The organism is Mycolicibacterium sp. XJ662, from assembly GCF_053484035.1.
This window is the reverse complement of sequence record NZ_JBEFTL010000004.1, coordinates 46,671-72,254: the sequence shown is the minus strand read 5'-3', so window position 1 is coordinate 72,254 and position 25,584 is coordinate 46,671. Positions and strand designations below refer to the sequence as shown.

The 25,584-nt window shown below is 68.6% G+C and carries 27 protein-coding genes; 7 read left to right on the top strand and 20 right to left on the bottom strand.

The annotated features are described in order from the left end of the window. Positions 1-90 precede the first annotated feature (90 nt). A complete protein-coding gene (locus ABQE93_RS13785) occupies positions 91-1,101 on the bottom strand; it encodes a uroporphyrinogen decarboxylase/cobalamine-independent methonine synthase family protein (protein ID WP_448408588.1) in 1,011 nt (336 codons plus the stop codon). Between the two features lie 57 nt (positions 1,102-1,158). Here ABQE93_RS13785 and ABQE93_RS13780 point away from each other — a divergent pair, with 57 nt between their 5' ends. Next, positions 1,159-1,803, top strand: a complete 645-nt coding sequence (locus ABQE93_RS13780; protein WP_448408590.1) for a sensor domain-containing protein — start codon at positions 1,159-1,161, stop codon at positions 1,801-1,803. Here the strand turns inward: ABQE93_RS13780 and ABQE93_RS13775 are convergent. Next, positions 1,800-2,432 carry a helix-turn-helix transcriptional regulator gene (locus ABQE93_RS13775; RefSeq protein ID WP_448408592.1) on the bottom strand — a complete coding sequence of 211 codons (633 nt, stop codon included), beginning with the start codon at positions 2,430-2,432 and terminating at the stop codon, positions 1,800-1,802. The two genes, ABQE93_RS13780 and ABQE93_RS13775, sit on opposite strands and share 4 nt — an antisense overlap. After that, entirely contained in the window at positions 2,432-2,776 is a 345-nt protein-coding gene (gene fdxA / locus ABQE93_RS13770) for a ferredoxin (protein WP_448408594.1), read from the bottom strand. The genes ABQE93_RS13775 and fdxA overlap by 1 nt, the downstream gene beginning before the upstream one ends. 163 nt (positions 2,777-2,939) lie before the next feature. Here fdxA and ctaD point away from each other — a divergent pair, with 163 nt between their 5' ends. Then, a complete protein-coding gene (gene ctaD / locus ABQE93_RS13765; protein ID WP_448408595.1) occupies positions 2,940-4,634 on the top strand; it encodes an aa3-type cytochrome oxidase subunit I in 1,695 nt (564 codons plus the stop codon). A gap of 8 nt (positions 4,635-4,642) precedes the next feature. Here the strand turns inward: ctaD and ABQE93_RS13760 are convergent, their stop codons facing one another. The 9 genes from ABQE93_RS13760 to ABQE93_RS13720 all read right to left on the bottom strand — a co-directional run bounded on the left by ABQE93_RS13760 (position 4,643) and on the right by ABQE93_RS13720 (position 12,584). Then, the gene (locus tag ABQE93_RS13760; protein ID WP_448408596.1) at positions 4,643-5,089 is read right to left on the bottom strand and encodes a hypothetical protein; all 447 of its coding nucleotides are present in this window, start codon (positions 5,087-5,089) and stop codon (positions 4,643-4,645) included. Next, complete coding sequence (locus tag ABQE93_RS13755; protein WP_448408598.1) at positions 5,082-5,783, bottom strand: helix-turn-helix transcriptional regulator; 702 nt, start codon at positions 5,781-5,783, stop codon at positions 5,082-5,084. Before ABQE93_RS13755 ends, ABQE93_RS13760 begins: the two co-directional genes overlap by 8 nt. A gap of 82 nt (positions 5,784-5,865) precedes the next feature. Beyond that, entirely contained in the window at positions 5,866-6,933 is a 1,068-nt protein-coding gene (mnmA, locus tag ABQE93_RS13750) for a tRNA 2-thiouridine(34) synthase MnmA (protein WP_448408600.1), read from the bottom strand. Continuing rightward, positions 6,933-8,153, bottom strand: coding sequence for a cysteine desulfurase family protein (locus ABQE93_RS13745; protein WP_448408602.1), 1,221 nt, complete (start codon positions 8,151-8,153; stop codon positions 6,933-6,935). Before ABQE93_RS13745 ends, mnmA begins: the two co-directional genes overlap by 1 nt. A 47-nt stretch (positions 8,154-8,200) precedes the next feature. After that, positions 8,201-9,025 (bottom strand): lysophospholipid acyltransferase family protein, encoded by an 825-nt coding sequence (locus ABQE93_RS13740; RefSeq protein WP_448408604.1) that lies wholly within the window; start codon positions 9,023-9,025, stop codon positions 8,201-8,203. Continuing rightward, positions 9,022-9,834: a GNAT family N-acetyltransferase gene (locus ABQE93_RS13735; protein ID WP_448408606.1), complete on the bottom strand. Its 813-nt coding sequence runs from the start codon at positions 9,832-9,834 to the stop codon at positions 9,022-9,024. The genes ABQE93_RS13740 and ABQE93_RS13735 overlap by 4 nt, the downstream gene beginning before the upstream one ends. Before the next feature lie 80 nt (positions 9,835-9,914). Then, positions 9,915-10,658 carry an SDR family oxidoreductase gene (locus ABQE93_RS13730; RefSeq protein WP_448408607.1) on the bottom strand — a complete coding sequence of 248 codons (744 nt, stop codon included), beginning with the start codon at positions 10,656-10,658 and terminating at the stop codon, positions 9,915-9,917. Positions 10,659-10,805: 147 nt separating this feature from the next. Beyond that, entirely contained in the window at positions 10,806-11,762 is a 957-nt protein-coding gene (locus ABQE93_RS13725) for an electron transfer flavoprotein subunit alpha/FixB family protein (protein ID WP_448408608.1), read from the bottom strand. A gap of 30 nt (positions 11,763-11,792) precedes the next feature. After that, the gene (locus ABQE93_RS13720; RefSeq protein WP_448408610.1) at positions 11,793-12,584 is read right to left on the bottom strand and encodes an electron transfer flavoprotein subunit beta/FixA family protein; all 792 of its coding nucleotides are present in this window, start codon (positions 12,582-12,584) and stop codon (positions 11,793-11,795) included. 197 nt (positions 12,585-12,781) lie between these two features. Between ABQE93_RS13720 and ABQE93_RS13715 the strand changes: the two genes are divergently transcribed. From ABQE93_RS13715 to ABQE93_RS13705, 3 genes are all read left to right on the top strand, one after another. Further along, positions 12,782-13,552 (top strand): class I SAM-dependent methyltransferase, encoded by a 771-nt coding sequence (locus ABQE93_RS13715; protein ID WP_448408611.1) that lies wholly within the window; start codon positions 12,782-12,784, stop codon positions 13,550-13,552. Beyond that, positions 13,549-15,072 carry a 1,4-alpha-glucan branching protein domain-containing protein gene (locus ABQE93_RS13710; RefSeq protein WP_448408612.1) on the top strand — a complete coding sequence of 508 codons (1,524 nt, stop codon included), beginning with the start codon at positions 13,549-13,551 and terminating at the stop codon, positions 15,070-15,072. Before ABQE93_RS13715 ends, ABQE93_RS13710 begins: the two co-directional genes overlap by 4 nt. 91 nt (positions 15,073-15,163) lie before the next feature. After that, positions 15,164-16,405, top strand: a complete 1,242-nt coding sequence (locus ABQE93_RS13705) for a glycosyltransferase family 4 protein (protein WP_448408613.1) — start codon at positions 15,164-15,166, stop codon at positions 16,403-16,405. A gap of 90 nt (positions 16,406-16,495) precedes the next feature. Here ABQE93_RS13705 and ABQE93_RS13700 read toward each other — a convergent pair whose 3' ends face one another. Then, on the bottom strand, positions 16,496-17,233 hold the full coding sequence (locus tag ABQE93_RS13700) for an acyltransferase (protein ID WP_448390706.1): 738 nt from the start codon (positions 17,231-17,233) through the stop codon (positions 16,496-16,498). Between the two features lie 82 nt (positions 17,234-17,315). On the opposite strand from ABQE93_RS13700, the gene ABQE93_RS13695 reads away from it, so the two are divergent. After that, entirely contained in the window at positions 17,316-18,602 is a 1,287-nt protein-coding gene (locus ABQE93_RS13695) for a BamB-related PQQ repeat family beta-propellar protein (RefSeq protein ID WP_448408614.1), read from the top strand. On the opposite strand, the gene ABQE93_RS13690 is transcribed toward ABQE93_RS13695, so the two are convergent. From ABQE93_RS13690 to ABQE93_RS13660, 7 genes are all read right to left on the bottom strand, one after another. Beyond that, a complete protein-coding gene (locus ABQE93_RS13690) occupies positions 18,599-19,294 on the bottom strand; it encodes an esterase (protein ID WP_448408616.1) in 696 nt (231 codons plus the stop codon). The genes ABQE93_RS13695 and ABQE93_RS13690 overlap by 4 nt on opposite strands. 67 nt (positions 19,295-19,361) lie before the next feature. After that, positions 19,362-20,564 (bottom strand): THUMP-like domain-containing protein, encoded by a 1,203-nt coding sequence (locus tag ABQE93_RS13685; RefSeq protein ID WP_448408718.1) that lies wholly within the window; start codon positions 20,562-20,564, stop codon positions 19,362-19,364. Beyond that, positions 20,522-21,505: a class I SAM-dependent methyltransferase gene (locus tag ABQE93_RS13680; RefSeq protein WP_448408617.1), complete on the bottom strand. Its 984-nt coding sequence runs from the start codon at positions 21,503-21,505 to the stop codon at positions 20,522-20,524. The genes ABQE93_RS13685 and ABQE93_RS13680 overlap by 43 nt, the downstream gene beginning before the upstream one ends. Before the next feature lie 10 nt (positions 21,506-21,515). Continuing rightward, on the bottom strand, positions 21,516-22,163 hold the full coding sequence (locus ABQE93_RS13675; protein WP_448408620.1) for an enoyl-CoA hydratase: 648 nt from the start codon (positions 22,161-22,163) through the stop codon (positions 21,516-21,518). Further along, entirely contained in the window at positions 22,160-22,999 is an 840-nt protein-coding gene (locus ABQE93_RS13670; RefSeq protein WP_448408621.1) for an NUDIX hydrolase, read from the bottom strand. The genes ABQE93_RS13675 and ABQE93_RS13670 overlap by 4 nt, the downstream gene beginning before the upstream one ends. Then, positions 22,996-23,835, bottom strand: coding sequence for an ABC transporter ATP-binding protein (locus tag ABQE93_RS13665; RefSeq protein ID WP_448408623.1), 840 nt, complete (start codon positions 23,833-23,835; stop codon positions 22,996-22,998). Before ABQE93_RS13665 ends, ABQE93_RS13670 begins: the two co-directional genes overlap by 4 nt. 70 nt (positions 23,836-23,905) lie before the next feature. Beyond that, on the bottom strand, positions 23,906-24,061 hold the full coding sequence (locus ABQE93_RS13660; RefSeq protein WP_448408625.1) for a hypothetical protein: 156 nt from the start codon (positions 24,059-24,061) through the stop codon (positions 23,906-23,908). A gap of 64 nt (positions 24,062-24,125) precedes the next feature. Between ABQE93_RS13660 and yczR the strand changes: the two genes are divergently transcribed. Continuing rightward, positions 24,126-25,568 carry a MocR-like transcription factor YczR gene (gene yczR, locus ABQE93_RS13655; protein WP_448408626.1) on the top strand — a complete coding sequence of 481 codons (1,443 nt, stop codon included), beginning with the start codon at positions 24,126-24,128 and terminating at the stop codon, positions 25,566-25,568. Positions 25,569-25,584: the final 16 nt, after the last annotated feature.

Here is a 25,584-nt window from a genome sequence, read left to right as displayed (position 1 = left end):
ATCCGGCGCGAGGCACAGCCCTGGCGCAGAAATCGGCGGGGCGAGCGGGGCGAGCGGGGCGAAGGGGCGAGCCGGGGCGAGCCGGCCCCGTCAGATCGCGTCCGGATCCTCGGCGAACCCGTCGGCGACCTTTTGCGCCAGCTCGACGGCGGTGCGCGCCCACTGCGGCGTGGCTCCGGCGAGCCCGCAGGCCGGCGTGATGCCAATCCTTTCCCGCAGCACTGATCGAGGTAACCCGAGCCGGTCGGTGACGGCGGCCGCCGCCTTGGCGATCTCTTCGGCGTCCGGGCGGACCGCCGGCGCCGCGACGGGGACGACGCCCAGCAGCACCGTGCGACCGGATTCGACGAACTCACCGATCCCATCGAGGTCAGCGGCGCCCAGCGTGCCGACGTCGACCGATACCGCCGATATTGCGGTGCGCTGCAAGAGATTCCACGGCACCTCGGAGGCGCAACTGTGCAGTATCACATCGGCGCCGACGGTGGCCGCGCAGTCGTCGAGCAGCTCGATCGCGACCGATTCGTCGACCGGGTGCACGGGTGTCATGCTGGTCACCCCGGTGAGCCTGCCGTCCAGGGCGTCGGTCAGCAGCGGTTCGTCGACCTGTACGACGACGGCGGCCTCCAGCCGCCGGGCCAGCTGCGCGCGGTGCACGGCCAGCCCCTCGGCCAGCGACGCCGCCAGATCGCGTAGCGCGCCGCGGTCGGTGATGGCGCGGTGGCCGTTGGCGAGCTCGAGTTGGGCCGCCAGCGTGATCGGCCCGGGCGCCTGCACCTTGACCGTCCGCGATCCGCCGCGCAGACCCGCCTTCTCCCACGCCTCCTCGAAGGCGTCGATGTCCTCGTCGAGCAGGCTCATCGAGCGCCGCGACACCGCGCTGCGACCCGAGGCGATGCGGTAGCCGCGCGGCATGGTGTCGATGCCGATGTCGACCAGCAGCGCGCCCGCGCGTCCGATCATGTCGGCGCCGACACCGCGGGCCGGTAACTCGGCCAGGTGCGGCAGCGTGTGCAGTTCGCCGACGATCACCTCGGCGGCCTGACGCGCCGATGTTCCAGGCCAGGATCCGATTCCGGTCGCGGCAGCGAAAACGCTCACTCGTTTGACAGTATGCGATCGGGCTAACCTCGTTTCTCAAGGGTTGGGAGGAAGGCCATGCGGGTAGCGGCGGGATCGGCGGTCCTGTGGTGCGCAGCGGCGCTGGTGGCGGCCGGCTGCACTCAGGCGATCAGCGGCAGTGCCGTGCGGGCCGTACCGGGCATCGACGATGATTCGTTGTCCCCGTTGGACGTTGACACGATCATGCTCGACCAGGCGCAGATGCGCGCCATCACCGGAGCCGGCGACGACCTCACCGTCATTCCGACGATGGACGGCAAGATCCCCGTCGATATCGACCAGTTCGCCGAATCGACACCGCCGCAGTGCCGATGGGTGTTCGCCGAGACCCAGATCTTCGGCCCTGACATCGAGGAGTTCCACAAGACGACGTTTCAGCATCCACCCGGCGGGGGCCTGATCTCGCAGGGCGCGGCCGCCTACCGCGATCCCGACACCGCGCGCCGGGCCTTCGACAATCTGGTCGCGCGCGCAGACGATTGTCGGGCAATGCCGTTGGGACCGATGTTCGTCGGTGAGGCCACGTTCGGAGCCGATTCTTTACAGACCCGCACCGACAACGGGTGCGGACGGGAGTACCGCGTGAAAAACGTCGTGCTGGTCGAGGTGACGGCGTGCAGGTTTCCGGCCTCGGTGCCCACCATCGTGATGGCCAATATCCTGGACAAGGTTCCGAACTAGTTTCGCAGGTGCGCGACGCAGAGATCCGGTTCGACCAAGGGGTCCAGGCCGTCGATGGCCAACGGTGACTGCATCGCGGTCAACGCTCCCTGCATCAGCCCGAGGTGCAGCGCGCAGACCACGGGCTGGTGACGGTCGACCACCTCGAGGAACGGGCAGTGCCGCAACCTGATGTCGCGCACGACCCGCCCCGTCGGCTGCTCAGGACGAAACCCCGTCTCGGCCAGCACATCGACCAGGTCGTCGACGGCCTGCCGCGCAGACGACGCCCGTTGCATCCGGTCCTTGGTCAGCGTCGTACCCCACGATCGGCCCAAACGGGTGCTGTCGCGTACCGGGTCGGGCGCGTGGGCCGCGAAGTAGTCCGTCATCGCCGCCGCCAAAAGGAAATAGTTCGTCGGCCCGGCGGGATCCATCCTGCGGGTGGCACGGTACCGGGCCGGCGGGCGACCCCGTGTCGCCGCCCGATCGGGCACCTGCTCGACGAGGCCGTTCCTTCCCAGCGCATCGACGTGAAATCGAATCGTGTTGGGGTGCACTCCGATTTCGCTTGCCAGGCTGGCGATGCTGCGCGCCTCGGCGGAGTTACGCAACGCGTCGAGTATGCGATCGCGCCGCCGCCGGCGCATCACTCCCCCTGGGGCGGAAGGTTGGTCACCAGTTCGGTGTCGGCGTCGATGGGGCCCAGCTTTGCCGCGCCGCCGGGCGAACCGAGCGGCTCGCTGCGCCCCGGTAGCGTCTCGGTGAAGAACCTGGCGTTGTCCTCGGTGTAGGGCTCCAGTTCCTCGGGCAGGTCGTCCTCGTAGTAGATCGCCTCCACCGGGCACACCGGTTCGCAGGCACCGCAGTCCACACATTCGTCAGGGTGGATGTAGAGCATGCGGCCGCCCTCGTAGATGCAGTCCACTGGGCACTCTTCTACGCAGGCGCGGTCTTTGACGTCCACACAGGGCTGACCGATTACGTACGTCATACCCCGCACGTTACTACAACTAGAAGTTGTAAGAAACCCCACAGCCCGATATTCCGCCGTCAGATTTAGAGGACTATAGTCATTTAAACAACGTACTCGGCGAAAAGGGGACGACTATGCGTCCGATCGTTGAAACAGATTGCGCCACAGAGCGTGACGGCTCATGAGCGTCCTTGAGGAGCTCGCCCCCACCCGACCTTCCCCGCCCACCCGAGCTGTGCGGGGCTCGTTGGTTTACAAGCTGCTGACCACCACCGATCCCAAGGTCCTCGGGATCATGTACATCGCGACGTCGATCGCCTTCTTCGTGGCCGGCGGGCTGATGGCGCTGCTGATGCGCACCGAGCTGACGGCGCCCGGCCTGCAGTTCTTATCCAACGAGCAGTACAACCAGCTGTTCACCATGCACGGCACGATCATGCTGCTGTTGTATGCGACACCCGTCGTGTTCGGGTTCGCCAACTGCATCCTCCCGCTGCAGATCGGCGCCCCCGACGTGGCCTTCCCGCGGCTCAACGCGTTCAGCTACTGGCTCTACCTGTTCGGTGCGCTGATCACCGTGTCGGGCTTCCTCACCCCCAGCGGTGCAGCCGATTTCGGCTGGACCGGGTACGTGCCGTTGAGCAGCGCCATCCACTCCCCGGGTGCCGGTGGTGACCTGTGGATCTTCGGGCTCGGGTTGGCCGGCCTTGGCACCATCCTGGGCGCGGTCAACATGATCACGACGGTGGTGTGCATGCGCGCACCCGGGATGACGATGTTCCGGATGCCGGTGGTCACCTGGAACATCCTGGTCACCTCGATCCTGGTGCTCATGGTCTTTCCGCTGCTGACCGCCGCGCTGTTCGCCCTGGCCTACGACCGCCATCTCGGCGCGCACGTCTACGACCCGGCCAATGGCGGCGTCATTCTCTGGCAGCACCTGTTCTGGTTCTTCGGCCACCCCGAGGTCTACATCGTCGCGATCCCCTTCTTCGGCATCGTCACCGAGATCTTCCCGGTGTTCTCCCGTAAACCGGTCTTCGGCTACACCACGCTGATCTACGCCACCGTCGGCATCGCGGCGCTGTCCACCGCCGTCTGGGCGCACCACATGTTTGCCACCGGCGCGGTGCTGCTGCCGTTCTTCTCGTTCATGTCCTATCTGATCGCGGTGCCGACGGGCATCAAGTTCTTCAACTGGATCGGCACGATGTGGAAGGGCCAGTTGACCTTTGAAACGCCGATGCTGTTCTCCGTGGGCTTCCTTCTCACGTTCTTGCTCGGCGGCCTGTCCGGGGTGATGCTGACCAGCCCGCCGCTGGACTTCCACGTCACCGACACCTACTTCCTCGTGGCGCACTTCCACTACGTGCTGTTCGGCACCATCGTCTTCGCCACCTATGCCGGCATCTACTTCTGGTTTCCCAAGATGACCGGGCGAATGCTCGACGAACGACTCGGCAAGCTGCACTTCTGGCTGACGTTCATCGGCTTCCACACCACGTTTTTGGTGCAGCACTGGCTCGGCAACGAGGGCATGCCGCGCCGCTACGCCGACTATCTGCCCACCGACGGCTTCACCACGCTCAACGTCGTGTCCACAATCGGCGCATTCACCCTCGGGGTCTCGATGCTGCCGTTCACCTGGAACCTGTTCAAGAGCTGGCGTTACGGCGAACCGGTTCTCGTCGATGACCCGTGGGGTTACGGCAACTCGCTGGAATGGGCCACCACATGCCCGCCGCCGCGGCACAACTTCACCGAACTACCGCGCATCCGCTCCGAGCGGCCCGCGTTCGAACTGCACTATCCCCACATGGTGCCGCGCATTCGCGCCGAAGCCCACATTCGCAACCGCGCGTTGACGCCGCACTGAATCGACGGTCAAAGCAGGTATTCGACCACCCGGGAGACCAACACGATGGCCAGGGCGATCAGCGCGCCGACCTTGACGAGCTCCAGGCCCACGTAGACGTAGTGCATGTTCGAGCGGGGCAGCGTCTCACCGGCGAGGACCCGGTTCGAGCGCTTTGTCAGCGGCGGACGCACGAAGACCACCTGAACGGCCAGCACCGCCGCTGCCACCAACACCAGAATCAACACCGCCGTCGAGGGCTTGGCAATCAGGGTGGCCGCCAAAAGCACCACGGCAAGCACGATCTCGACACCATTGAGGGCTTTGAACACGCGTCGGCCGATGCCGAGCCCGATCGGCAGCGTCACGCCGGGCGCCCCGAACTTCAGCGGTGCTTCGAGAAACGATATGGCCAGCACCATGCCGAGCCACAGGGTCGGCACGAGCAGTTGCACATATCCTGCAGCTTCAGTCATTTGACACCACCCTCGCCAGGCAGAGCTCGGGCTCGACGAACGGCTCGAGCTCCGCGGACATCGTTGTATCGCGAACCAGTCCCGCCAACACCCCGCGGTGAAGGCCGCAGCCGACTTCGGGGTGCGACCGCGCCAGTTCACGTATGGGGCAGGCATGCAGCCTGATGATCCGCTCGCGCCGCTGACACGATCGCTCCGGCGCGAGGAGCTCGGGCGCAAAGCCCATGCGGGCAAAGACTTTGGCTGCCGCAACAGCCCGGCGCTCGAGCGCATCACCGGCCGCCTCGCCCGACCCCGCATCGTCCTCGGGCGCCGAACTCATCCGGTCCACCCAGCGTCGCCCGGCACGCTCGGCCCGCTCGCGGCGGACCTCCTCGGTTCTGCCGAGTTCCATGGCCAGCACCTCGGCGAGAACCCGGTAGTCCAGGCGGTCCTGCACCGCCAGGTAGCCAGTGCGCGGCCGACCGGCCCCGGCGCGGGGCAACCGCGTGCGCACGATCGCCTGCTCGTCGCACAGCGCGTCCAGATGAAAGCGCACGGTCGTCACGTGCAGGCCCATCTGCGATGCGATTGCGGCGGCATCCACCGCGCCGTCGTGGTTGCGCACCAACGCGAGGATTCGTTCTCGTTGCCGGTTGCGCGGCAACCGATCTCGTGGCGGCCGGGCCGCGGCCGCTTGGGCTTCGTCGTCCACTCGGCGGCCTCCGATCCCGGATTTAACGGATGTGACTCATTTATATTAGCCGTTATCCGGGGACGGAACCACCGTCTGTGGTTCAGCGACGAATGGTCGCGCTCGCGATGACCTCGTCACCCTGCGGGTCGGGGCGATACAGCACCATGGTCTGGCCGGGCGCCACCCCGCGCAGTGGAGCGCGCAGGTCGACCACCAACTGTTCGTCGCTCAGTTGCGCTACACCGTCGGCGATCCCGCCGTGGGCGCGCACCTGTACGACGCACTCCACCGGTCCCGTCGGCGCGACGCCCGAGGTGAACACGGGGCGTTCGCCGGCCAGCGTCCAGATGTCCAGTTCCTCGGCGGCGCCGACGTACACGGTGCTCGTTTCGGCATCGATTCCGGTGACATAGCGGGGCCGACCGTCGGGGCCGGGGCCGGCGATGCCCAACCCCTTGCGCTGTCCGACGGTGAAGCCGTGCACACCGTCGTGTTCGGCCAGGACCGTACCGCCGGTGTCGACCACGGCTCCCCTGCGCACGCCGATGCGGGCGCCGAGGAACGCGCGGGTGTCCCCGGACGGGATGAAGCAGATGTCGTGGCTGTCGGGCTTATCAGCCACCGCCAGGCCGCGACGCGCGGCCTCCTCGCGGATCTGGGCCTTGGGGGTGTCGCCGATCGGGAACAGGGCGTGGCGCAATTGTTCGGCGGTCAGCACACCCAGCACGTAGGACTGGTCCTTGTCACGGTCCACCGCGCGGCGCAGCCGACCGTCGACCAGGCGCGCGTAGTGGCCGGTGGCCACCGCGTCGAAGCCCAGCGCCAACGCGCGCGCCGCCAACGCGGAGAACTTGATGCGTTCGTTGCACCGCACACACGGGTTCGGCGTCTCACCGCGCGCGTATGACGATACGAAGTCCTCGACCACGTCCTCGGCGAAGCGGTCGGCGAAATCCCATACGTAGAACGGAATATCGAGCACGTCGGCGACGCGTCGGGCATCGCCGGCGTCTTCCTTCGAGCAGCATCCCCGCGACCCCGTGCGCAACGTGCCGGGCGCTGCCGACAGGGCCAGGTGCACGCCGACGACGTCGTGGCCGGCATCGACCATCCGGGCGGCGGCGACCGAGGAGTCGACACCACCGCTCATCGCCACGAGGACCCGCACTAGTCCACCGCTCCCGAACTGGCCAGCACCGCCTGACGGGCGCGCTCTACGGCGGCGGGTAGAACCGCAAGCGCGGCCTCGACGTCGGCCTCAGTGCTGGTGTGCCCCAGCGAGAACCGCAGTGACCCCCTGGCGTGGGCGGGGTCGGTGCCCATCGCGATCAGGACGTGCGACGGCTGCGCCACCCCCGCGGTGCACGCCGAACCCGTCGAGCACTCGATTCCCTTGGCGTCCAGCAGCATCAACAGCGAGTCGCCTTCGCAGCCACGGAAGGTGAAGTGGGTGTTGCCCGGCAGCCGGCCCGACCCGACGGCCCCGTTGAGATGCACGTCGTCGATGCTGGACAACACGCCCTCGATCAGCCGATCGCGCAGTCGCGTCACCCGGGCGCTGTGGGCGTCCAGACCCTCCACTGCCACCTTGGCGGCCGCTACCATCGCCACCGCGCCGGCGACATGCGGTGTGCCCGAACGGACATCGCGTTCCTGGCCGCCGCCGTGCAGCAGCGGCACACAGGCGGTGTCGCGGCGCAGCAGCAACGCCCCGACACCGGTGGGCCCGCCGAACTTGTGTGCGGTGACGCTCATCGCCGACAGGCCGCTGGACGCGAAGTCGACCGGGATCTGGCCGACGGCCTGCACGGCGTCGCTGTGCATCGGCACATCGAATTCGGCTGCGACGGCCGCCAGTTCGGGGGCCGGCAGAATCGTGCCGACTTCGTTGTTGGCCCACATCACCGACACCAGGGCGACGTCGTCGTGGCGCTGCAACACCTCGCGCAGCGCGGCCGGCGGCACCGAACCGTCCGGCTGCACAGGAAGCCAACTCACCTCGGCGCCTTCGTGCTCGACGAGCCACTGCACCGCGTCCAGCACCGCGTGATGCTCGACGGGGGTGGTGACGATGCGGCGGCGTCGGGGCTCGGCGTCGCGGCGGGCCCAGTAGATGCCCTTGACGGCCAGGTTGTCGCTCTCGGTGCCGCCCGCGGTGAAGATCACCTCCGACGGCCGCGCGCCCAGCAGGTGGGCCAGCGCCTCGCGGGCCTCCTCCATCCGGCGGCGCGCCGCGCGCCCGGTGCCGTGTAGCGAGGATGCGTTGCCGACGGTGCCCAGCACGGCCGTCATCGCCTCGATGGCAGCGGGGTGCATCGGGGTGGTGGCGGCGTGATCGAGGTAGACCGGCCCTGATGAGCCCCTCGGGCGCGAAGTCGGCGAGGTCATAACCGTTCAAGTCTAGCGGCCGGGTCGGCATGGTCCGGGTCCCGCGGTCAGGCCGCCAACGCGTGCGCTCCGCCCCGGCGGGTCCGGCTGCCACGCACCGCAAATTCGCAGCGGGCGGCGAGCTCACGGCGGTCGCCGCCCGGCAACTGCAGCGACGCGACCTGCACCCGCACGATCGTGCGCTGTACGGTCATCAGCCGGCGGATCGACGCGAGCAGGCTGTCGTCGCCGATGTAGGCGGCGGTGGTCGACGGCCGGCCGTCGCGGTGGTGGTAGCTCAGCCGCAGCGGTTGGACCGGCCTGCCCGCGTCGACGGCGGCTTGAAACATCGCGGGCCGAAACGGGCCGTGCGCCAGCCCGCACCAGGTGGTGCCCTCCGGAAACGCGACGACGGTGTGCCCGGCGCGCAGCCGGGCGGCGACGGTGTCGACGACGGTGGGCAGCCTCCGCAGGTTGGCCCGCTCGATCGGGATGACCTTCACCAGCCGGGCCAGCAACCCCAGACCCGGCCAGCTGATCAGTTCCGATTTGGCGACGAAGCGGCCGGGCATCACCGCGCCGATCGCGAACACGTCGACCCACGACACGTGCCCGCTGACCACCAGCACACCGGGCAGGTTGCGAATCGGCCCGCCCGACACGGTGATTCGCACACCGAGGCAGCGCAACATCAGCCGGCAGTAGCTGCGCTGGACGCGGGATCTGCCCGGCACGGGCGTGGCGATCAGCGGCGTCGCCGACAACGTCGCCAGCGCCAGCGTGACGCGCACCGCGACACGCCACGCGACCACCACACGGTTACCGGGCGTCGTCGCGCCGGCGTCGACGCAGCCGGCATCGCACGTCGCCTGCGGCAGCCACGGGCTGGTCACGACGCGATCCCGCCGGCCACTTGCACCGATCTGAGCCGGCGCAGATAGCGGGTGTCGGCGCGGCGTTTGTCCAGCAGCGCCGGGAAATCGCCCACCCCGAAGTCGGGGTCGTGCGCGGGCTCCCCGCACACCTGCGCGCCCAAGCGCAGGTAGCCGCGCATCAGCGCCGGGACGTTGACCTTGGCGGGCGGGTCGATGTCATCGAGGCCCTTACCGTCGACGATCACCGGTCGGTACGGGTGCACGGTGTACGTCGCCGGGGCGGCGTGTCGGCGCCGCACGAAGTCGCGCACCCCGCGAATCTGCCGCCCGGGGACGGCGTCGTCGGCGCCGTGGATCGGCACCGACACGCAGCCGGTCACGTAGTCGTAGCCGCGGCGGTCCAGGTAGGCCAGGATGCCGGCCCACATCAGCAGCACCACCGCGCCGTTGCGGTGATCCGCACGCACCACCGCGCGGCCCATCTCGACCAGGTGAGGGCGCAGTGGGTCGAGCCCGCGCACGTCGAATTCGGTTGCGGTGTAGAGCCCTTTCGCGGCGATGGCCGCTGGCGGAGGCAGCATCCGGTAGCAGCCGACCAGCTCCCCGGAGGCGTCGTCGCGGACCAGCAAATGGTCACAGAACTCGTCGAACCGGTCGGCGTCGGTGGCGGTATTGAGTTGGAAGCCGGGTTCGGTGCTGAACACGTCGTGGCGCAGCCGCTGCGCGGCCTCGATCAGCGCGGCGTCGGTGGACAGCAGCAGGGTGTAGCGCGGAGCGGAAACGGTGCCGGCCTGGCCGGCGGGGATGAGGACAGAAGCAGTGCTCATGGCTGCACGGTCGCGCCGCCGCATCTCCGGACGGCATCGCGCAAGTGACGTGTCCGTGAGCGCTAGGTGACGAGTTGCCGCTACCGGTTGGCCATCGAGTCGGCGAAGCGGATCTGCGTGATGACGGCGTCGTCGCCGGTGACCAGGCTGTGGTCATCGACCGGGGTGCCGAAGTAGGTGGCCTGCGAGTCCACGACGACGGGCCGGTCGTCGCCTTTGGCGCGCAGCACCGACCTGGCCATCTCGGCGAACGACATCTTGTCGGGTCCGCCGATGTTGACGTAGCCGTTGCGGGCCGGCGCCGCGGCCACGCCGGCCACCTGTGCCGCGACGTCGTCGGCTGCGATCGGCTGGATCATCCCGTCGGGGGCGCGCACCTGACCGTCGATCGTCAGCGATTCGGTGATGGCCTCGGCGAACTCCTGGAACTGCGTGGCCCGCACGATCGTGTAGGGCAGCCCCGATTCGCGCAGGATCCTCTCCTGGACGACTTTGGCCCGCATGTAGCCGCTTTCGGGCAGCCCATCGGCACCGACGATCGACAACGCCACATAGTGGTCGACGCCGGCGTGGGCGGCGGCCCGCACCAGGTTGGTGGTCGAGGTGGTGAAGAACTGCATCACCGCGTCATCCTCGAACGACGGCGAGTTCGTCAGGTCCACCAGCGCGTCGGCGCCATCGAGCGCGTCGGCCACACCTTCGCCGGTGAGCACGTCCAGCCCGTTTCCGCGGGACGCCGCGACCACCGTGTGGCCGCCGGCTTCGAGCAGGGGAACCACTTTGGAGCCGATGAGGCCGGTGGCACCGATAACCGTGATCTTCATGTCGAACACCTTTCGTTGCGGTCGCACGATCACGCTCGCACGCACGTGGTGTCCGTCGAACCCTTGAGAATCCGTAGTCCTTGCGGTGCCCCGACAACGCAAAACGCCCCGACGCATGCGTCGGGGCGTTCGCGTGCTGCCGGTCGGTTAACCCTTGCGGGCCTTGACCGCATCGGTCAGCTGCGGGGTGACCTTGAACAGGTCACCGACGATGCCCAGGTCGGCGATCTCGAAGATCGGCGCCTCCTCGTCCTTGTTCACCGCGATGATCGTCTTCGACGTCTGCATACCGGCGCGGTGCTGGATGGCACCGGAGATACCCAGCGCGATGTAGAGCTGCGGCGAAACGGTCTTGCCGGTCTGGCCCACCTGGAACTGGCCCGGGTAGTAGCCGGAGTCGACGGCGGCGCGCGACGCACCGACGGCGCCACCGAGCGCATCGGCCAGGTCCTCGACGACCGAGAAGTTCTCGGCGCTGCCGACGCCGCGGCCGCCGGAGACGACGACGGTGGCCTCGGTGAGCTCCGGACGGTCGCCTGCCACCGCAGGTTCCTGTTTGGTGATCTTCGTCGCGTTCTCGGCCTGTGCCGGCACCTCGACGCTGACGACCTCGCCGGCCCCGGCGCTGGCCGCGGCCTCCACCGAACCGGGACGCAACGTGATGACCGCGAGCTCACCGGTGGACTCGGCCTCGACGGTGTAGGCGCCGCCGAAGATCGAGTGGACGGCCTTGCCGCCCTCCTGCACGTCCACGACGTCGGTCAACACACCCGCGCCGGTCCGCGCGGCCAGCCGGCCGGCGATCTCCTTGCCGTCGGCCGACGCGGCCAGCAGCACCGCTGCGGGGCTGGCCGACTCGACCAGCGAAGCCAGCACGTCGACATACGGGGTGATGAGGTAGTTCTGCGCCTCGTCGGACTCGGCGGTGTAGATCTTGGCGGCGCCGGCCTCCTTCAGCCCCTCGACGAGCGGCTCGGCGCTCCCGGGCGGGCCCACCACCACAACGGACGGTTCGCCCAGCACGCGGGCCGCGGTGATCAGTTCAGCGGTGACCTTCTTGAGGGCACCATCGGCGTGCTCTGCGAGCACGAGTACTTCAGCCATGAGTTTCTACGTCTTTCTGCGAAGTCGGAACTAGATGAGTTTTTGAGCAACCAGGTACTCGGCGACCTTGGTGCCGCCGTCGCCTTCGTCGGTGATCTTCTCGCCGGCCGTCTTCGGCGGCTTCGGCGTCGAAGACAGCACTTTCGAGCCCGCGTTGGCGACGCCCACCTCGTCGGCCTCCACGCCGATGTCGGCCAGCGTCAGCGTGGTCACTTCCTTCTTCTTGGCGGCCATGATGCCCTTGAAGGACGGGAAGCGCGGCTCGTTGATCTTCTCGTTGACGCTCACCACTGCAGGCAGCGGCGCTTCGAGTGTGAAGACGCCGTCGTCGGTCTCGCGCTCGCCGGTGACCTTGTCGCCCTCGACCGTCACCTTGCGCAGGTGGGTCAGCTGGGGCAGGCCCAGGTACTCGGCCACGATCGCCGGAACCGCTCCCCCGACGCCGTCGGTGGCCTCGTTGCCGGCGATGACTAGCTCGGTGCCCTCGATGGTGCCCAGCGCGCGCGCCAACGCCCAGCCGGTCTGCACCATGTCGGAGCCGTGCATACCGTCATCGACAAGGTGCACGGCCTTGTCGGCGCCCATCGACAGGGCCTTGCGGATGGCCTCGGTGGCGCGCTCGGGGCCGGCAGTGAGCACCGTCACAGTGCTGTCGCCGCCCTCTTTCTCCTTGATCAGCAGCGCTTCTTCAACAGCACGCTCGTTGATCTCGTCGAGCACGGCGTCGGCGGCCTCACGATCGAGGGTGAAGTCGCCGTCGGTGAGCTTGCGCTCCGACCAAGTGTCTGGGACCTGTTTGATCAGGACCACGATGTTCGTCATGAGTCTGGTTCGTCCTCCTTGAAGAGGCCGGAGGGGCCGGCCTGCTTTACCACGTTTGAAGCAACAAACACCATGTTACTAGTGAGTAACTTATGGCGGTTCGCAGGAACACAATAGCGGGTCGAAGCTCGCGTTCTTGCAGCACGTAGGTGGTGAACCGTTCGCCTCCGAGCCGATACGCGTTAGCCTGCCTTGCAATGAGCGCATTCGTTGCTGGCGGTTCGGACCTCCCCCTGACCGGGGAACGCACGGTTCCGGGCCTGCCGGAGGAGAACTACTGGTTCCGCCGCCACGAGGTGGTGTACCAGCGGCTGGCGGACCGCTGCGCGGGCCGCGACGTCCTCGAAGCGGGCTGTGGCGAGGGTTACGGCGCGGACCTGATCGCCGACGTCGCGCGCCGCGTGATCGGTCTGGATTACGACGAATCGACCGTCGCTCACGTGCGCGCACGCTATCCACGGGTCGAGATGCGCCACGGAAGTTTGGCCGCGTTACCGCTGACCGACGGCGAGGTCGACGTGGTGGTCAACTTCCAGGTGATCGAACATCTCTGGGACCAAGGGCAATTCGTCACCGAGTGCTTGCGGGTGCTGCGGCCGGGCGGTGTGCTGCTGATGTCCACGCCCAACCGGATCACCTTCTCCCCCGGCCGCGACACGCCGGTCAACCCGTTCCACACCCGCGAGCTCAACGCCGCGGAGTTGACGGACCTCCTGAGCGCCGCGGGTTTTCGGATGGAGCGCATGTGCGGGGTTTTCCACGGGCGCCGGCTGAGCGAACTCGACGCCCGCCACGGCGGTTCGATCATCGACGCCCAGATCGCCCGCGCGCTGGCCGACGCACCCTGGCCCGCCGATCTGCTGGCCGACGTGGCGTCGGTGCGTACCGAGGATTTCGATCTCGTCGACGCCGCGGACGGTAACATCGACGACAGCCTTGACCTGGTGGCAATCGCGGTGCGGCCGTGACGACTTCGACGCCCGTACCGGGTTTGTTCACGCTCGTTTTGCACACCCATCTGCCGTGGCTGGCCCATCACGGTCGCTGGCCGGTCGGCGAGGAGTGGCTCTACCAGTCGTGGTCGGCGGCCTACCTGCCGCTGATGCGTGTCCTTCGTGAGCTCGCCGCAGCAGAGCGTCGCCACGTTGTGACGCTCGGTATGACACCGGTGCTCACCGCCCAGCTCGACGACCCCTATTGCCTGACCGGTATGCACCATTGGCTGGCGAACTGGCAGCTGCGCGCGGTGGAGGCGACGACACTCGGTGCGCCGTTGCGCCAGTTCGGGATTCGCGAACTGGCCGAGACTGAGCGCGCGCTTGCCGACTTCGAGACGCTGTGGTTGCACGGCGGCAGCCCGCTGCTGCGCGAGCTGATCGACGCCGAGACGATCGAGTTGCTCGGCGGCCCGTTGGCGCACCCGTTCCAGCCGCTGCTGCATCCGCGGCTGCGCGAGTTCGCGCTGCGCGAAGGCCTCGCCGACGCATCGCTGCGGTTCGCGCACACGCCGAAGGGAATCTGGGCACCCGAGTGCGCGTACGCGCCGGGTATGGAAAACGACTATGCCGCAGCGGGTGTCGGCCATTTCATGGTCGACGGGCCGTCGCTGCACGGCGACACCGCGCTGGGCCGCACCGTGGCCGGTTCGGACGTCGTCGCATTCGGCCGCGACCTGACGGTGAGCTACCGGGTGTGGTCGCCCAAGTCGGGTTATCCCGGCCACTCGGCGTACCGCGATTTCCACACCTACGACCACACCACCGGGCTCAAGCCCGCGCGGGTGACCGGCCGCAATGTCGCGTCGGAGGACAAGGCGCCCTACGATCCGCAGCGCGCCGAGCGCGCAATCGAACACCACGTCGCGGATTTCGTCGACCTGGTGCGCCGGCGGCTCATCGACGAGAGCGACCGGATCGGCAGGCCCGCCCACGTGATCGCGGCGTTCGACACCGAGCTGTTCGGACACTGGTGGTACGAGGGCCCCGCATGGCTCAGCCGGGTGCTGCGCGCGCTGCCGGAGGCGGGGGTGCGGATCGGCACGTTGTCCGATGCGATCGCCGACGGCTACGTCGGCCCGGCTGTCGAATTGCCGCCCAGCTCATGGGGTTCGGGCAAGGACTGGCAGGTGTGGGCCGGTGAGAAGGTCAGCGACATGGTCCTCTTGAACAGCGAAGTCGTCGACACCGCGCTGTCGACCGTGGACAAGGCGCTCGGCGAGACCGACACCCCGCCTGCGCGCAATTTCGTGGCCGACCAGATTCTTCGCGAGACGCTGTTGACGGTGTCCAGCGACTGGCCGTTCATGGTGAGCAAGGACACGGCCGCGGACTATGCGCGCTACCGCGCGCATCTGCATGCACACGCCACCCGCGAGATCGCCGACGCGATGGCCTCGGGTCGCGCCGATCAGGCGCAGCGACTGGCCGGGGGCTGGAACCGCGCCGACGGACTGTTCGGTGCGCTGGACGCCAGGCGGTTACCCCGATGACCGTCCCCGCCCCCGCCCTCATGCGCGAGCGTGCGTGTTCCCCTCGCAAGCGGTGGGCCCAGCGGCCCACGCGTCGCATCGGCGGTATCGCGTGAAAGTCCTCATGGTGTCGTGGGAGTACCCGCCGGTGGTCGTCGGCGGCCTCGGCCGGCACGTGCACCATCTGGCCACGGCACTGGCCGACGCCGGACACGAGGTGGTGGTGCTCAGCCGTCGCCCCAGCGGCACCGACCCCAGCAGCCACCCCACCTCCGACGACACTCGCGAGGGTGTGCGCGTCGTCGCCGCCGCCCAGGACCCGCACGAGTTCGACTTCGGCACCGACATGATGGCCTGGACGTTGGCGATGGGGCACGCGATGGTGCGGGCCGGGTTGGCGATCAAGGGAGCCGATGCCGAACCGTGGAAACCCGACGTCGTCCACGCGCACGATTGGCTGGTCGCGCACCCGGCGATCGCGCTGGCCGAATACTTCGACGTACCACTGATTTCCACCGTCCACGCCACCGAGGCGGGTCGGCACTCGGGCTGGGTGTCGGGACCGATCAGCCGCCAGGTGCACGCGGTGGAGTCGTGGCTGGTTCACGAATCCGACTCGCTGATCACCTGTTCGGCATCGATGGCCGACGAGATCACCGAGTTGTTCGGTCCCGGCCTGGCCGAGACGCGGGTGATCCGCAACGGAATCGACGTTGCGCACTGGCCTTTCGCGAAGCGACAGCCACGCACCGGCCCGCCACAGCTGTTGTACCTGGGCCGGCTCGAGTACGAGAAGGGCGTGCACGACGCCATCGCCGCACTGCCCCGTATCCGGCGCACCCACCCCGGCACCACGCTGACCGTCGCGGGCACCGGTACCCAGCACACTTGGCTCGTCGAGCAGGCGCGAAAGCACAAGGTGCTCAAGGCCACATCGTTTGTCGGCCATCTCAACCACGCCGACCTGGTCGACTTGTTACACACCGCCGACGCCGCCGTGCTGCCCAGCCACTATGAACCGTTCGGCATCGTCGCGCTGGAGGCCGCCGCGACCGGCACCCCGTTGGTGACCTCCAACGTCGGCGGCTTGGGTGAGGCCGTGATCAACGGTCGCACCGGCATGTCCTACGCCCCAAGGGATATCGCCGGCCTGGCCGCCGCGGTACGCACCGTGCTCGACGACCCGCGGGCCGCTCAGGAGATGGCCGTCGCCGCGCGCGAACGGCTCACGTCAGACTTCGCCTGGGACACCGTCGCCGAGGAGACCGCCCAGGTGTACCTGGCCGCCAAACGCGCTGAGCGCCAACCGCATCGGCGCCGCACAATCGTCGAACACGCGTTGCCCGACCGCTGAGGTCAGCCGCCGACGGTGCGCAAACTCGGCCCAACTGACGGCGTGTCGGGCTCAAACACGCACGCTCACGCAAAAAGGGGGGCAAACGGGTCAGCGCGAGGCTTTTTTGCGTTCAATGTCGGCCAGCGCCGCGGCCAGTTCGGCGCGCTGGGCCGCCGAGGTCTCCCACGCCAGCCGCCGGTTCTTGACGACCTTGGCGGGCGCGCCGACGGCGATCGAGAAGTCCGGCACCTCACCCTTGACCACCGCGTGCGACCCCAGCACGCAGCCGCGCCCGATCGAGGTGTTGCGCAGCACCGTCACCTTGGTGGCGATCCAGGTGTCCGGGCCGATGCGCACCGGGCCCTTGACGATGCCCTGATCCTTGATCGGCACGTTGATGTCGTCCATCCTGTGGTCGAAATCACAGATGTACACCCAGTCGGCCATCAGCACCGAGTCACCCAACTCGATGTCGAGGTAGGTGTTGATGACGTTGTCGCGACCGAGCACCACCTTGTCCCCGAACCGCAGTGAACCCTCGTGGCAGCGGATGGTGTTCTTGTCGCCGATGTGGACCCACCGGCCGATCTCCATCGTCGAGAGCTCGGGGGTGGCCTGGATCTCCACGCCCTTGCCGAGGAACACCATGCCGCGGGTGATGATGTGGGGGTTGGCGAGCTTGAACTTCAACAACCGCCAGTAGCGCACCAGATACCACGGGCTGTAGGCCCGGTTGGCCAGGACCCACCGCAGCGACGCCATCGTCAAGAACCTCGCCTGGCGCGGGTCACGCAGCCGCGACCCCCGCCACCGCTTGTGCAGCGGTGCGCCCCACATGGTCGTCATGGCCGGAAAGCCTACGCGAGGGCTCTGGCCTCGAGCGGTTACCCTCACGTGTGCTTCGCGTACTCCGCAGAGGAAGGAACCCGTGTTGCGGCGATTGACCGTGCTCGCGTCGACGGCGCTGGTCACGGCCGCGTTGGCGGGGTGCGGCAACACCGACTCCTGGGTGGAGGCGAAGCCCGCTGAGGGTTGGCCGGCCCAATACGGCGACGCGCGCAACAGCAGCTACACGCCCCATCCCGGCGCCGACACGCTCCGCTTGGACTGGACCCGCTCAGTCAAGGGGGATCTGCAGTCCGCCGTCGCGCTGGGAAACAACGGCTACCTGGGGATCAACGCACAGACCCCGGCCGGTTGTTCGCTGATGGTGTGGGAGGCCGACAACGACGCCCGCCAACGCTGGTGCACCCGGCTGGTGCAGGGCGGCGGCGTGTTCAGCCCGCTTCTTGACGGGTTCGACAACCTCTATGTCGGCCAACCCGGCGCCGTGCTGACTTTTCCGACCACACAGTGGATCCGATGGCGCAAACCGGTGATCGGAATGCCGACCACACCACGGATTCTGGAGCCGGGGCACCTGCTGGTCGTCACCCACCTCGGTCAGGTGCTGGTGTTCGACGCCCACAACGGCGTCGTGGTGGGTACGCCGCTGGACCTGGTGGCCGGCGTGGACCCGACGGATTCCGAACGCGGGCTCGCCGACTGCCAACCGGCCCGCGCGCGCTGCCCGGTGGCCGCCGCGCCGGCGTTCGCGCCGACGCCGGGACTGATCGTGTTGAGCCTGTGGGAACCCGGCGCCGACGCGCCGGTCCTCGTCGCGCTGCGCTACCGGCCCGGCCAGACTCCGCTGCTGACCCGCGACTGGACCAGCGACGCCGTCGGCGGCGGACCGTTGGCCAGTCCCGTCTTCTCGGCGGACGGTACGACGGTGTACGTCAACGGCCGCGACCAGCGACTCTGGGCGCTCGACGCCGCCGACGGCACCCCGAAGTGGTCGGTGCCGCTGGACTATCTCGCGCAGACGCCACCGTCGGTTTCGCCGGACGGGCTGATTGTGGCGGGCGGCGGACCCGGCGCAAAACTCGTCGGCATCAAAGACACCGGCGACGAGGGCGAGGTGCTCTGGACCCGCGACGACGTCACGACCCTGTCGACGTCCAGCCAGGCCGGATCCGACGTGGCCTACACCGTGGTCCGCGACGGCGAGGACGGGCTGGCGCTGATGACGTTCGACCCCGCCGACGGCCACACCGTCAACACCTATCCGCTGCCCGAGGCGACGGGCTGGCCCGTCGGCGTCTCGATCGGCGACGACGGCCGCGTCGTCACCGCCACCAGCGACGGTGTCGTCTACGGCTTCGCGCCCGCTTAGAGCGCCAGAATGGGCGCGACGACGGAGCGCGGCACCGACGCCTCCACCGGTCCCGCGGACTCCGGGAGCAACGAGCCCTGGGTGAAGAAGAAGATCAGGGCGTCGTCGGTCAGCGCGAAGTCCTGGTAGTTGATCGGATCCTTACCGCTGCCGGGCGGAACGGGGTTGACCGTGCCGTATTCGTTCTGCAGGTACCGATCGACCTCCGGGTAGATCACGTCAAGCGGTTTACTGCCCGGTTTGAACAGGTTGTCGAACGTGATCGGCGCATTCTTGCCGACGTTCCAGTTGAACGCCTGATAGAAGGTCTGCGGATGGGCGCCACCGAGGTTCTGCCACAACGTGAACACCAGGCTCCTGGTGCCCGCGTTCGGCGGACCCGAGCGGTAGCTGGCGCCTGTTGCGTCCAATTCGTAGGGCAGGTTGTAGGAAGCGGGCATCTCCGCGACGTTGACGAAGCCGTCCCGAGCCTGCGTCAGGTAAGCCACCACCGGTGCGGGATCCGGGTAACCGGTGGGGAACTTGAAGTCGAGTTGGTAGGTGGGCCCTTCGGCGTGGACCTGGCACATTTGGTCGGCGTTGACCACGCCGCCGAGTTCCTGACAGGCCGTCTGCGCCGACGCCACCGGAGCGCCGAGGGAGCCGACAACCACACCTGCTGCCAATAGGGCAGTTCCTGTGAGCATGCGCATCGTCGGACATCCTTGCAGCAGGCGCCGGCAACCACACCGGCGCGTCAGGGACAGGGTACGTAACCGCTCACCGCGACGGACGGCAAATGAATGCCGTTGCCCGGCTTGCCGGACCGGTTCCGATCCGGGTGATGATTGCCGACGCCGGCGTCGATCCGCGCAGCCGTAACCGCGACCGCAGCCTGTCGGGGTCCACATCGACCCCGCGTACCAGGATTTCCAGGGCGCCGACGTCGCGCGCCGAAAGCGCCTGGCGCAGTCGCCGTTCGCTGTAGTCGATTTGCTCCAGCACTTCGAAACCGCGCACACCGTCGGGCAGCCGGTCCCCCGACAGATAGGCGATGTCGCGGTCGAGCTGCCACAGCGAGTGCCGGGCCGCGTAGTGGCGCACCAGACCGGCACGTACGACGGCGCCGTCGGGGTCGATGATCCTGCGGCCCACCGGTGCCACCGCGCAGTCGTCGGGCTCGGCGTCGGTGAGCTGCTCGCCCGTGTCCAGGATCGTGGCGCGCCGGGTGACGGTCGCCTCGGCCAGCGCGCCCGACCACAAACAGGCCTCGCGCACGCTACCCGCCAGCGAGGTCACCTCGATCTCCCCGGTGAAGCCGAGCCGGCGCACCGCGCCGAAATCGATTCCGGGAGCGCACTTCACGACGACGTCGTGCTCGCGGTACACCTGCAGCAGCGCGTCGAGCGCCGGGGTGTAGTCGCGCGGGTCGAACCGGCGTCGTCCACCGCGGCGCCGCGCCGGATCGAGCAGGACGACGGCACCTCGGGTGATCGGGCGCAGCGCGTCGGCGCGGCACAGATCGACGGCGGGCACGTTGTGCCGGGCCATCGCGAGCCGGACCGGATCCATATCGCTGCCGAGGACGATGTCGGCCGAATCCGCAAGCGCGGCAAGCTCAGTACCGATCGAGCAGGTGGCGTCATGCACGTGTGCGCCCGCCAAGCGTTGGGCGCGGTGGCGTGCCACCGGTTCGGCGGTGGCCTGCTGCAACGCCTCGTCGGTGAACAACCAGCCGTCGGCGGCGGGCAGTTTGGCCGCGGCCTTGCGACGCAGCACCGTCGTCTCCACCAGCACCGCGGCGTGCTCGCCGAAACGCTCACGCGCCCAAGCGATATCGGCGATCAGGCTGGAGTGGGTCAACGGGAGCCCGGCGATTTCGCGCAACGCCTGCGCGCCGGCGTCGCTGCGCAGGTAGCCGACGTGGTCGAGGCCGAACTTCAGGACGGTTTGACCCCGGTCACCATCACGTTGTAGAACCAGCTCTTCGGCACGAAGCGACGCCACACGTTGTCGTCGACCCAGCTCAACGTGATCCAACTGTGGAACGCGAACTTGGCGTAGTTCCAACCCAACCGCCCGGGCGGCACCGCGGCCTCGAGCGTGCGCAGCGGCCAGCCCAACATTGCCGCGGTGAATTCCGTTGTGGCGGTGGATACTTCGACCGCACCGGCGTTCGCGGCCATCCGTTCCAGGTCGGCCGGGTCGAACGTGTGCAGGTCCACGACCGCCTCCAGCGCCGCCGCGCGTGAGGACTCGTCGAGCTCGGCCTGCGGTCGGCGCCACCCGCCGAGCCCCGGCAGCCGGGTCGCGTTCGTCACGGCCCGCCACGTCAGCGTCGACAGGGGCCGCGCGTAGGTTTCGCCCGCGTTGGTCGGCTCGCCGGCGAACACGAAGCGGCCGCCGGGCTTGAGCACCCGGACCACTTCGCGCAGCGACAGTTCGACGTCGGGGATGTGGTGCAACACCGCGTGGCCGACCACCAGGTCGAAGGTGTTGTCGTCGTAGGGGATGCCCTCGGCGTCGGCCACCCGGCCGTCGATCTCCAGCCCGAGGTTCTCGCCGTTGCGGGTGGCGACCTTGACCATGCCCGGCGACAGGTCGGTGACCGAGCCGCGCCGCGCCACGCCTGCCTGGATCAGGTTCAGCAGAAAGAACCCGCTGCCGCAGCCGAGCTCCAGTGCCCGGTCGTAGGGCAGGTTGCGCAGCTCGTGTTCGGGCACCGTCGCATCGAAGAGGTCACGGGCGTAGTCGACGCAGCGTTTGTCGTAGGAGATCGACCACTTGTCGTCGTAGCTCTCGGCTTCCCAGTCGTGGTACAGCACCTGCGCCAACTTGGAGTCGTGACGGGCCGCCTCTACCTGCTCCGCGGTGGCATGCGGATTAGGAGCCGGCTCGCGCACACCGGATTCGTCAAGGCTCATGGCAGGCAGCCTAGACGTCGAAGCTGGCCTTGGCCGCAGCCAGTACCTGCGCCGGATGCTCGACAAACCGTTCGGCCCACGCCACCGCCGCGTCATAGACACCGTCGGGTGCCACCATCTGGTCGATCAGACCCAGCGCCAGCGCCTCCTTGGCACCGGCGAAGCGGCCACTGAACACCAGGTCCTTGGCCTTGCTCGGGCCGACGGCGCGGGCCAGCCGTGCCGTGCCGCCCGCGGGCACCAGGCCGGCGAGGATCTCCGTCGCGCCGAACTTGACGTTGTCGCCGGCGACCCGCCAGTCACAGCCCAGCGCCAGCGTGAGCCCACCGCCCAGCGCGTAGCCGGTGATGGCGGCGACGGTGGGTTTGGGGACGGCGGCCAGCGCGTCGACGGCCGCCCGGCATTCCTGGGCGGCGACGGCGGCTTCTGCGGTGTTCAGCGTCCGCCGCTCGGCGACGTCGTCGCCTGCCGAGAAGATCTCGTGGCCGCCGAAGACGATGACGGCACGCACGTCGTCGCGGCTGCCGACGTCGGCGGCTGCGGCGCGGATCTCGCGGTACATCTGGCGGGTCAGCGCGTTGGTCGGGGCGCGCGACAGCAGCAGCGTGGCGATGCCGGGCTGTTGATCGCCGGTGTGCACGGCGACGAACTCGTTCATGCCAGCGGTGCGCCCGGGGTGTAGTTGTCGGGCGCGCGGTGGTTGCGGGCGGCGTTGTAGCGGTCGCTGTCGAAGAACTCGATCTCCCAGTTGCCGTTCTCGGCGGCCAGATGCGGTTCGATCGCGGTGATCTGACGTTCCACCGCAAGCACTTCGGAGACCGTCCGCCCGGCCAGCGAGTCCAGCTGTGTCCACGTCGGCGGCAGCAGGAACGTCTTCGACTCCGCGAAGTCCTCAAGGGCGTCCTCGGGGGTGATCCAGTCGGCCGCGTCGGTCTCGGTGTTCTCACCGTCGGCCCGCTGACCGTCGGGCAGCGCCGCGACGAAGAAGTAGGTGTCGTAGCGGCGGGTGCGCTCTTCCTTCGGCGTCACCCAGTTCGCCCACGGCCGAAGCAGATCGGCGCGCAGCACCAGCTTCTCGGTGCGCAGGAAGTCGGCGAACGACAGCGACCGGTCCACCAGCGCCTGGCGTTCGTCGCGGTACACCGACGCGTCGTCGACGAGCACGTCGGAATCGTCGGCGGCACCGGCGAACAGCACACCGGACTCCTCGAACGTCTCGCGGGCCGCCGCGCACACCAGCGCCTCGGCCAGTTCCACATCCACACCGAGCCGCTGCGCCCACCACGACGGCTCCGGGCCCATCCACGCGATATCGGCGTTGCGGTCGCGGTCGTCGACCCCGCCGCCGGGAAACACCATGACGCCGCCGACGAACTCCATCGCCGAATGCCGCCGCATCAAAAACACCTCGACTCCCCTGCCGGCGTCGGGGTGCTTGTCGCGGATCAACATCACGGTCGCGGCGGGGCGCGGGGTCAGGGGTTCTTCGGTCATGCACGTCTCCTATGGGCCGCCCTTGAGCGGGTGCGACGGGCGAAGTAGCGCCCGTCGATGACATCGACGGCGATCGACTGCCCGAATGCCGTCGACAGGTTCTCCGCGGTCAACACGTCGGGCAGCAGCCCGGAACCGATGGCTTGTCCTTCGGACAGCAGCAGACAGTGCGTGAAGCCCGGCGGGATCTCCTCGACATGGTGGGTCACCAGCACCAGCGCCGGTGAATCGGGGTCGGCGGCCAGATCCGCCAGGCGGGCCACCAGTTCCTCGCGCCCGCCGAGGTCGAGCCCGGCGGCCGGTTCGTCGAGCAGCAGCAACTCGGGGTCGGTCATCATCGACCGGGCGATGAGGACCCGCTTGCGTTCGCCCTCCGACAGGGTGCCGTAGGTGCGGTCGGCCAGGTGCTCGGCGCCCACGCTCTCCAGGATGTCGACGGCCCGGTGGTAGTCGACCTCGTCGTAGCGCTCGCGCCACCGGCCCATCACCGCGTAGCCGGCCGAGACCACCAGGTCGCGCACCAGCTCGGCCTCGGGCACCCGCTGCGACAGCGCCGAGCTGCTCAGGCCGACCCGCGACCGCAGCTCGGACACGTCGACCCGGCCGAGCCGCTCCCCGAGCACGTACGCCGCGCCCGACGACGGGTGTTCCATCGCGGCGGCGATGCGCAGCAGCGACGTTTTGCCTGCCCCGTTGGGGCCGATGATGACCCAGCGTTCGTCGAGTTCGACCGACCACGTGATCGGGCCGACGAGGGTCCGGCCGCCGCGCCGCAGGGTGACCTCGGTGAAATCGATCAGCAGGTCAGGGTCGGCTGGATCGTCGGCGACTGGCACGCGCCCATCGTAGTCAAGTGAATTCGGCGCATTCGGTCACGCTCACCGTGACGGGCCACGCCGAAGCCGCTCAGGAGTGGTGCGGAAAGCGCATCCGGATGAGCTCCAGTTCACGTGCCATCCGTTCGGCGTCACGGTCGACGAATTCGGCGCAACCGTTCGGCACCTGCCAACTGAACAACCTGCTCAGCTCCTGGCCCAGCCACGATGTCCACTTCGTTCCCATCCTGCGATAGTTTCGGCCAACTGGATTGTCTTTCAATAGCCAGTTGGCACATACTGGCATGTAAATGACGACCGATCTGCCCGGACCTGCCCTCAGCGTCGGCCATTTGGCCCGTGAACTGGGGAACTGGCGTACATCCAGTCGCAGTGGACCCGCGTATCGGGCACTGTCGGATGCCATTCGGTTGCTGATCGTCGACGGCCGCCTACCGGTCGGTGCGCAACTGCCCAGTGAAAGGGCGCTCGCCGATGCGCTGCGGGTGTCGCGCACCACGGTCACCGCCGCCTACACCCAGTTGCGCGACGACGGCTATCTCCACGCGCGCCGCGGTGCGCGCAGCACCACCGCGTTGCCGGTCGCCCCCGAGGTGCGCGCCGAGGCCGCACCGCCGTCGGTGAGCCTGGCCGCGGCGGCGCTGTCCGCGCCCGCCGCCGCCGTCGTCCATGCGTTCACCCAGGCCACCCACGACGTGACCCCGTACCTGCATGAACCGGGTCACGAGCTCGTCGGCATCACCGCGCTGCGCGCCGCCATCGCCGAAAGATACTGTGAGCGTGGGCTTCCCACTGACCCCGACGAGGTCATGGTCACCACGGGCGCATTGCACGCGATCGGCCTGATCCTCACCACCTACGTCCAACCCGGCGACCGCGTGCTGGTCGAACAACCCACGTATCACGGTGCGCTGTCGTCGATCACCGCCGCGGGGGCGCGACCCGTTCCGGTCGCCATGATCGAGGACGGCTGGGACCTCGACGCGTTGGCGGCCTCGGTGCACCAGATGTCGCCGAGCCTGGCCTACCTGATTCCGGACAACCACAACCCCACCGGGTTGACGATGCCCGTGCGGGACCGCAAGCGGTTGGCCGGCATCATCGCCGAAACCCGCACCCGCACCGTCATTGATGAGTCGATCCTGGACATGTGGCTGGACCAGCCTGCGCCGGCGCCGCTGGGCGCGGAGATGCGCTCACGGCGTGATCTGGTGCTCACGGTCGGGTCGATGTCGAAGTCGTTCTGGGGCGGGCTGCGGGTGGGCTGGATCCGCGCCGAGCGCTCAACGATCGCGACCATCGCGGCGATGCGTCCATCCGTCGACATGGGCACCGCAGTTCTCGAACAGTGCGCTGCGGCAAGGCTTCTCGTGCGCCACGACGAACTGCTGCCCGAACGCCGGGAAATGCTGCGCATCCGTCGCGCACACCTGCTGGAGCTGTTGTGCCATCATTTGCCCGACTGGGAGCCGGGCCCGGGCGTCGGCGGCATGTCGCTGTGGGTGCGGCTGCCCGCGCCGATGAGCACCGCCCTGTCGGCGGCGGCCTCGCGCCTGGGCCTCGACCTGCCCGCGGGTCCCCGGTTCGGCGTCAACGGCACGCTCGAGCGGTTCGTCCGCGTGCCCTACACGCTGCCCGAGGCGCAGTTGAGCGCGGCTGTGGAGTTACTGGCCCGGGCATGGCACAGCGTCACCGGGTCGGTGTCCCCGGAGCCGACGACCGTGGTGGTCTAGCGCACTTACAGCTGCT

What these genes read in the sequence shown, in the direction of transcription:
- ABQE93_RS13780 (WP_448408590.1), top strand. Translation starts at nt 1,159, where the DNA reads ATGCGGGTAGCGGCGGGATCGGCGGTCCTGTGGTGCGCAGCGGCGCTG.
- ABQE93_RS13775 (WP_448408592.1), bottom strand. Translation starts at nt 2,432, where the DNA reads ATGCGCCGGCGGCGGCGCGATCGCATACTCGACGCGTTGCGTAACTCC.
- fdxA (WP_448408594.1), bottom strand. Translation starts at nt 2,776, where the DNA reads ATGACGTACGTAATCGGTCAGCCCTGTGTGGACGTCAAAGACCGCGCC.
- ctaD (WP_448408595.1), top strand. Translation starts at nt 2,940, where the DNA reads ATGAGCGTCCTTGAGGAGCTCGCCCCCACCCGACCTTCCCCGCCCACC.
- ABQE93_RS13760 (WP_448408596.1), bottom strand. Translation starts at nt 5,089, where the DNA reads ATGACTGAAGCTGCAGGATATGTGCAACTGCTCGTGCCGACCCTGTGG.
- ABQE93_RS13745 (WP_448408602.1), bottom strand. Translation starts at nt 8,153, where the DNA reads ATGACCTCGCCGACTTCGCGCCCGAGGGGCTCATCAGGGCCGGTCTAC.
- ABQE93_RS13735 (WP_448408606.1), bottom strand. Translation starts at nt 9,834, where the DNA reads ATGAGCACTGCTTCTGTCCTCATCCCCGCCGGCCAGGCCGGCACCGTT.
- ABQE93_RS13730 (WP_448408607.1), bottom strand. Translation starts at nt 10,658, where the DNA reads ATGAAGATCACGGTTATCGGTGCCACCGGCCTCATCGGCTCCAAAGTG.
- ABQE93_RS13725 (WP_448408608.1), bottom strand. Translation starts at nt 11,762, where the DNA reads ATGGCTGAAGTACTCGTGCTCGCAGAGCACGCCGATGGTGCCCTCAAG.
- ABQE93_RS13720 (WP_448408610.1), bottom strand. Translation starts at nt 12,584, where the DNA reads ATGACGAACATCGTGGTCCTGATCAAACAGGTCCCAGACACTTGGTCG.
- ABQE93_RS13715 (WP_448408611.1), top strand. Translation starts at nt 12,782, where the DNA reads ATGAGCGCATTCGTTGCTGGCGGTTCGGACCTCCCCCTGACCGGGGAA.
- ABQE93_RS13700 (WP_448390706.1), bottom strand. Translation starts at nt 17,233, where the DNA reads ATGACGACCATGTGGGGCGCACCGCTGCACAAGCGGTGGCGGGGGTCG.
- ABQE93_RS13690 (WP_448408616.1), bottom strand. Translation starts at nt 19,294, where the DNA reads ATGCGCATGCTCACAGGAACTGCCCTATTGGCAGCAGGTGTGGTTGTC.
- ABQE93_RS13680 (WP_448408617.1), bottom strand. Translation starts at nt 21,505, where the DNA reads ATGAGCCTTGACGAATCCGGTGTGCGCGAGCCGGCTCCTAATCCGCAT.
- ABQE93_RS13675 (WP_448408620.1), bottom strand. Translation starts at nt 22,163, where the DNA reads ATGAACGAGTTCGTCGCCGTGCACACCGGCGATCAACAGCCCGGCATC.
- ABQE93_RS13670 (WP_448408621.1), bottom strand. Translation starts at nt 22,999, where the DNA reads ATGACCGAAGAACCCCTGACCCCGCGCCCCGCCGCGACCGTGATGTTG.
- ABQE93_RS13660 (WP_448408625.1), bottom strand. Translation starts at nt 24,061, where the DNA reads ATGGGAACGAAGTGGACATCGTGGCTGGGCCAGGAGCTGAGCAGGTTG.
- yczR (WP_448408626.1), top strand. Translation starts at nt 24,126, where the DNA reads ATGACGACCGATCTGCCCGGACCTGCCCTCAGCGTCGGCCATTTGGCC.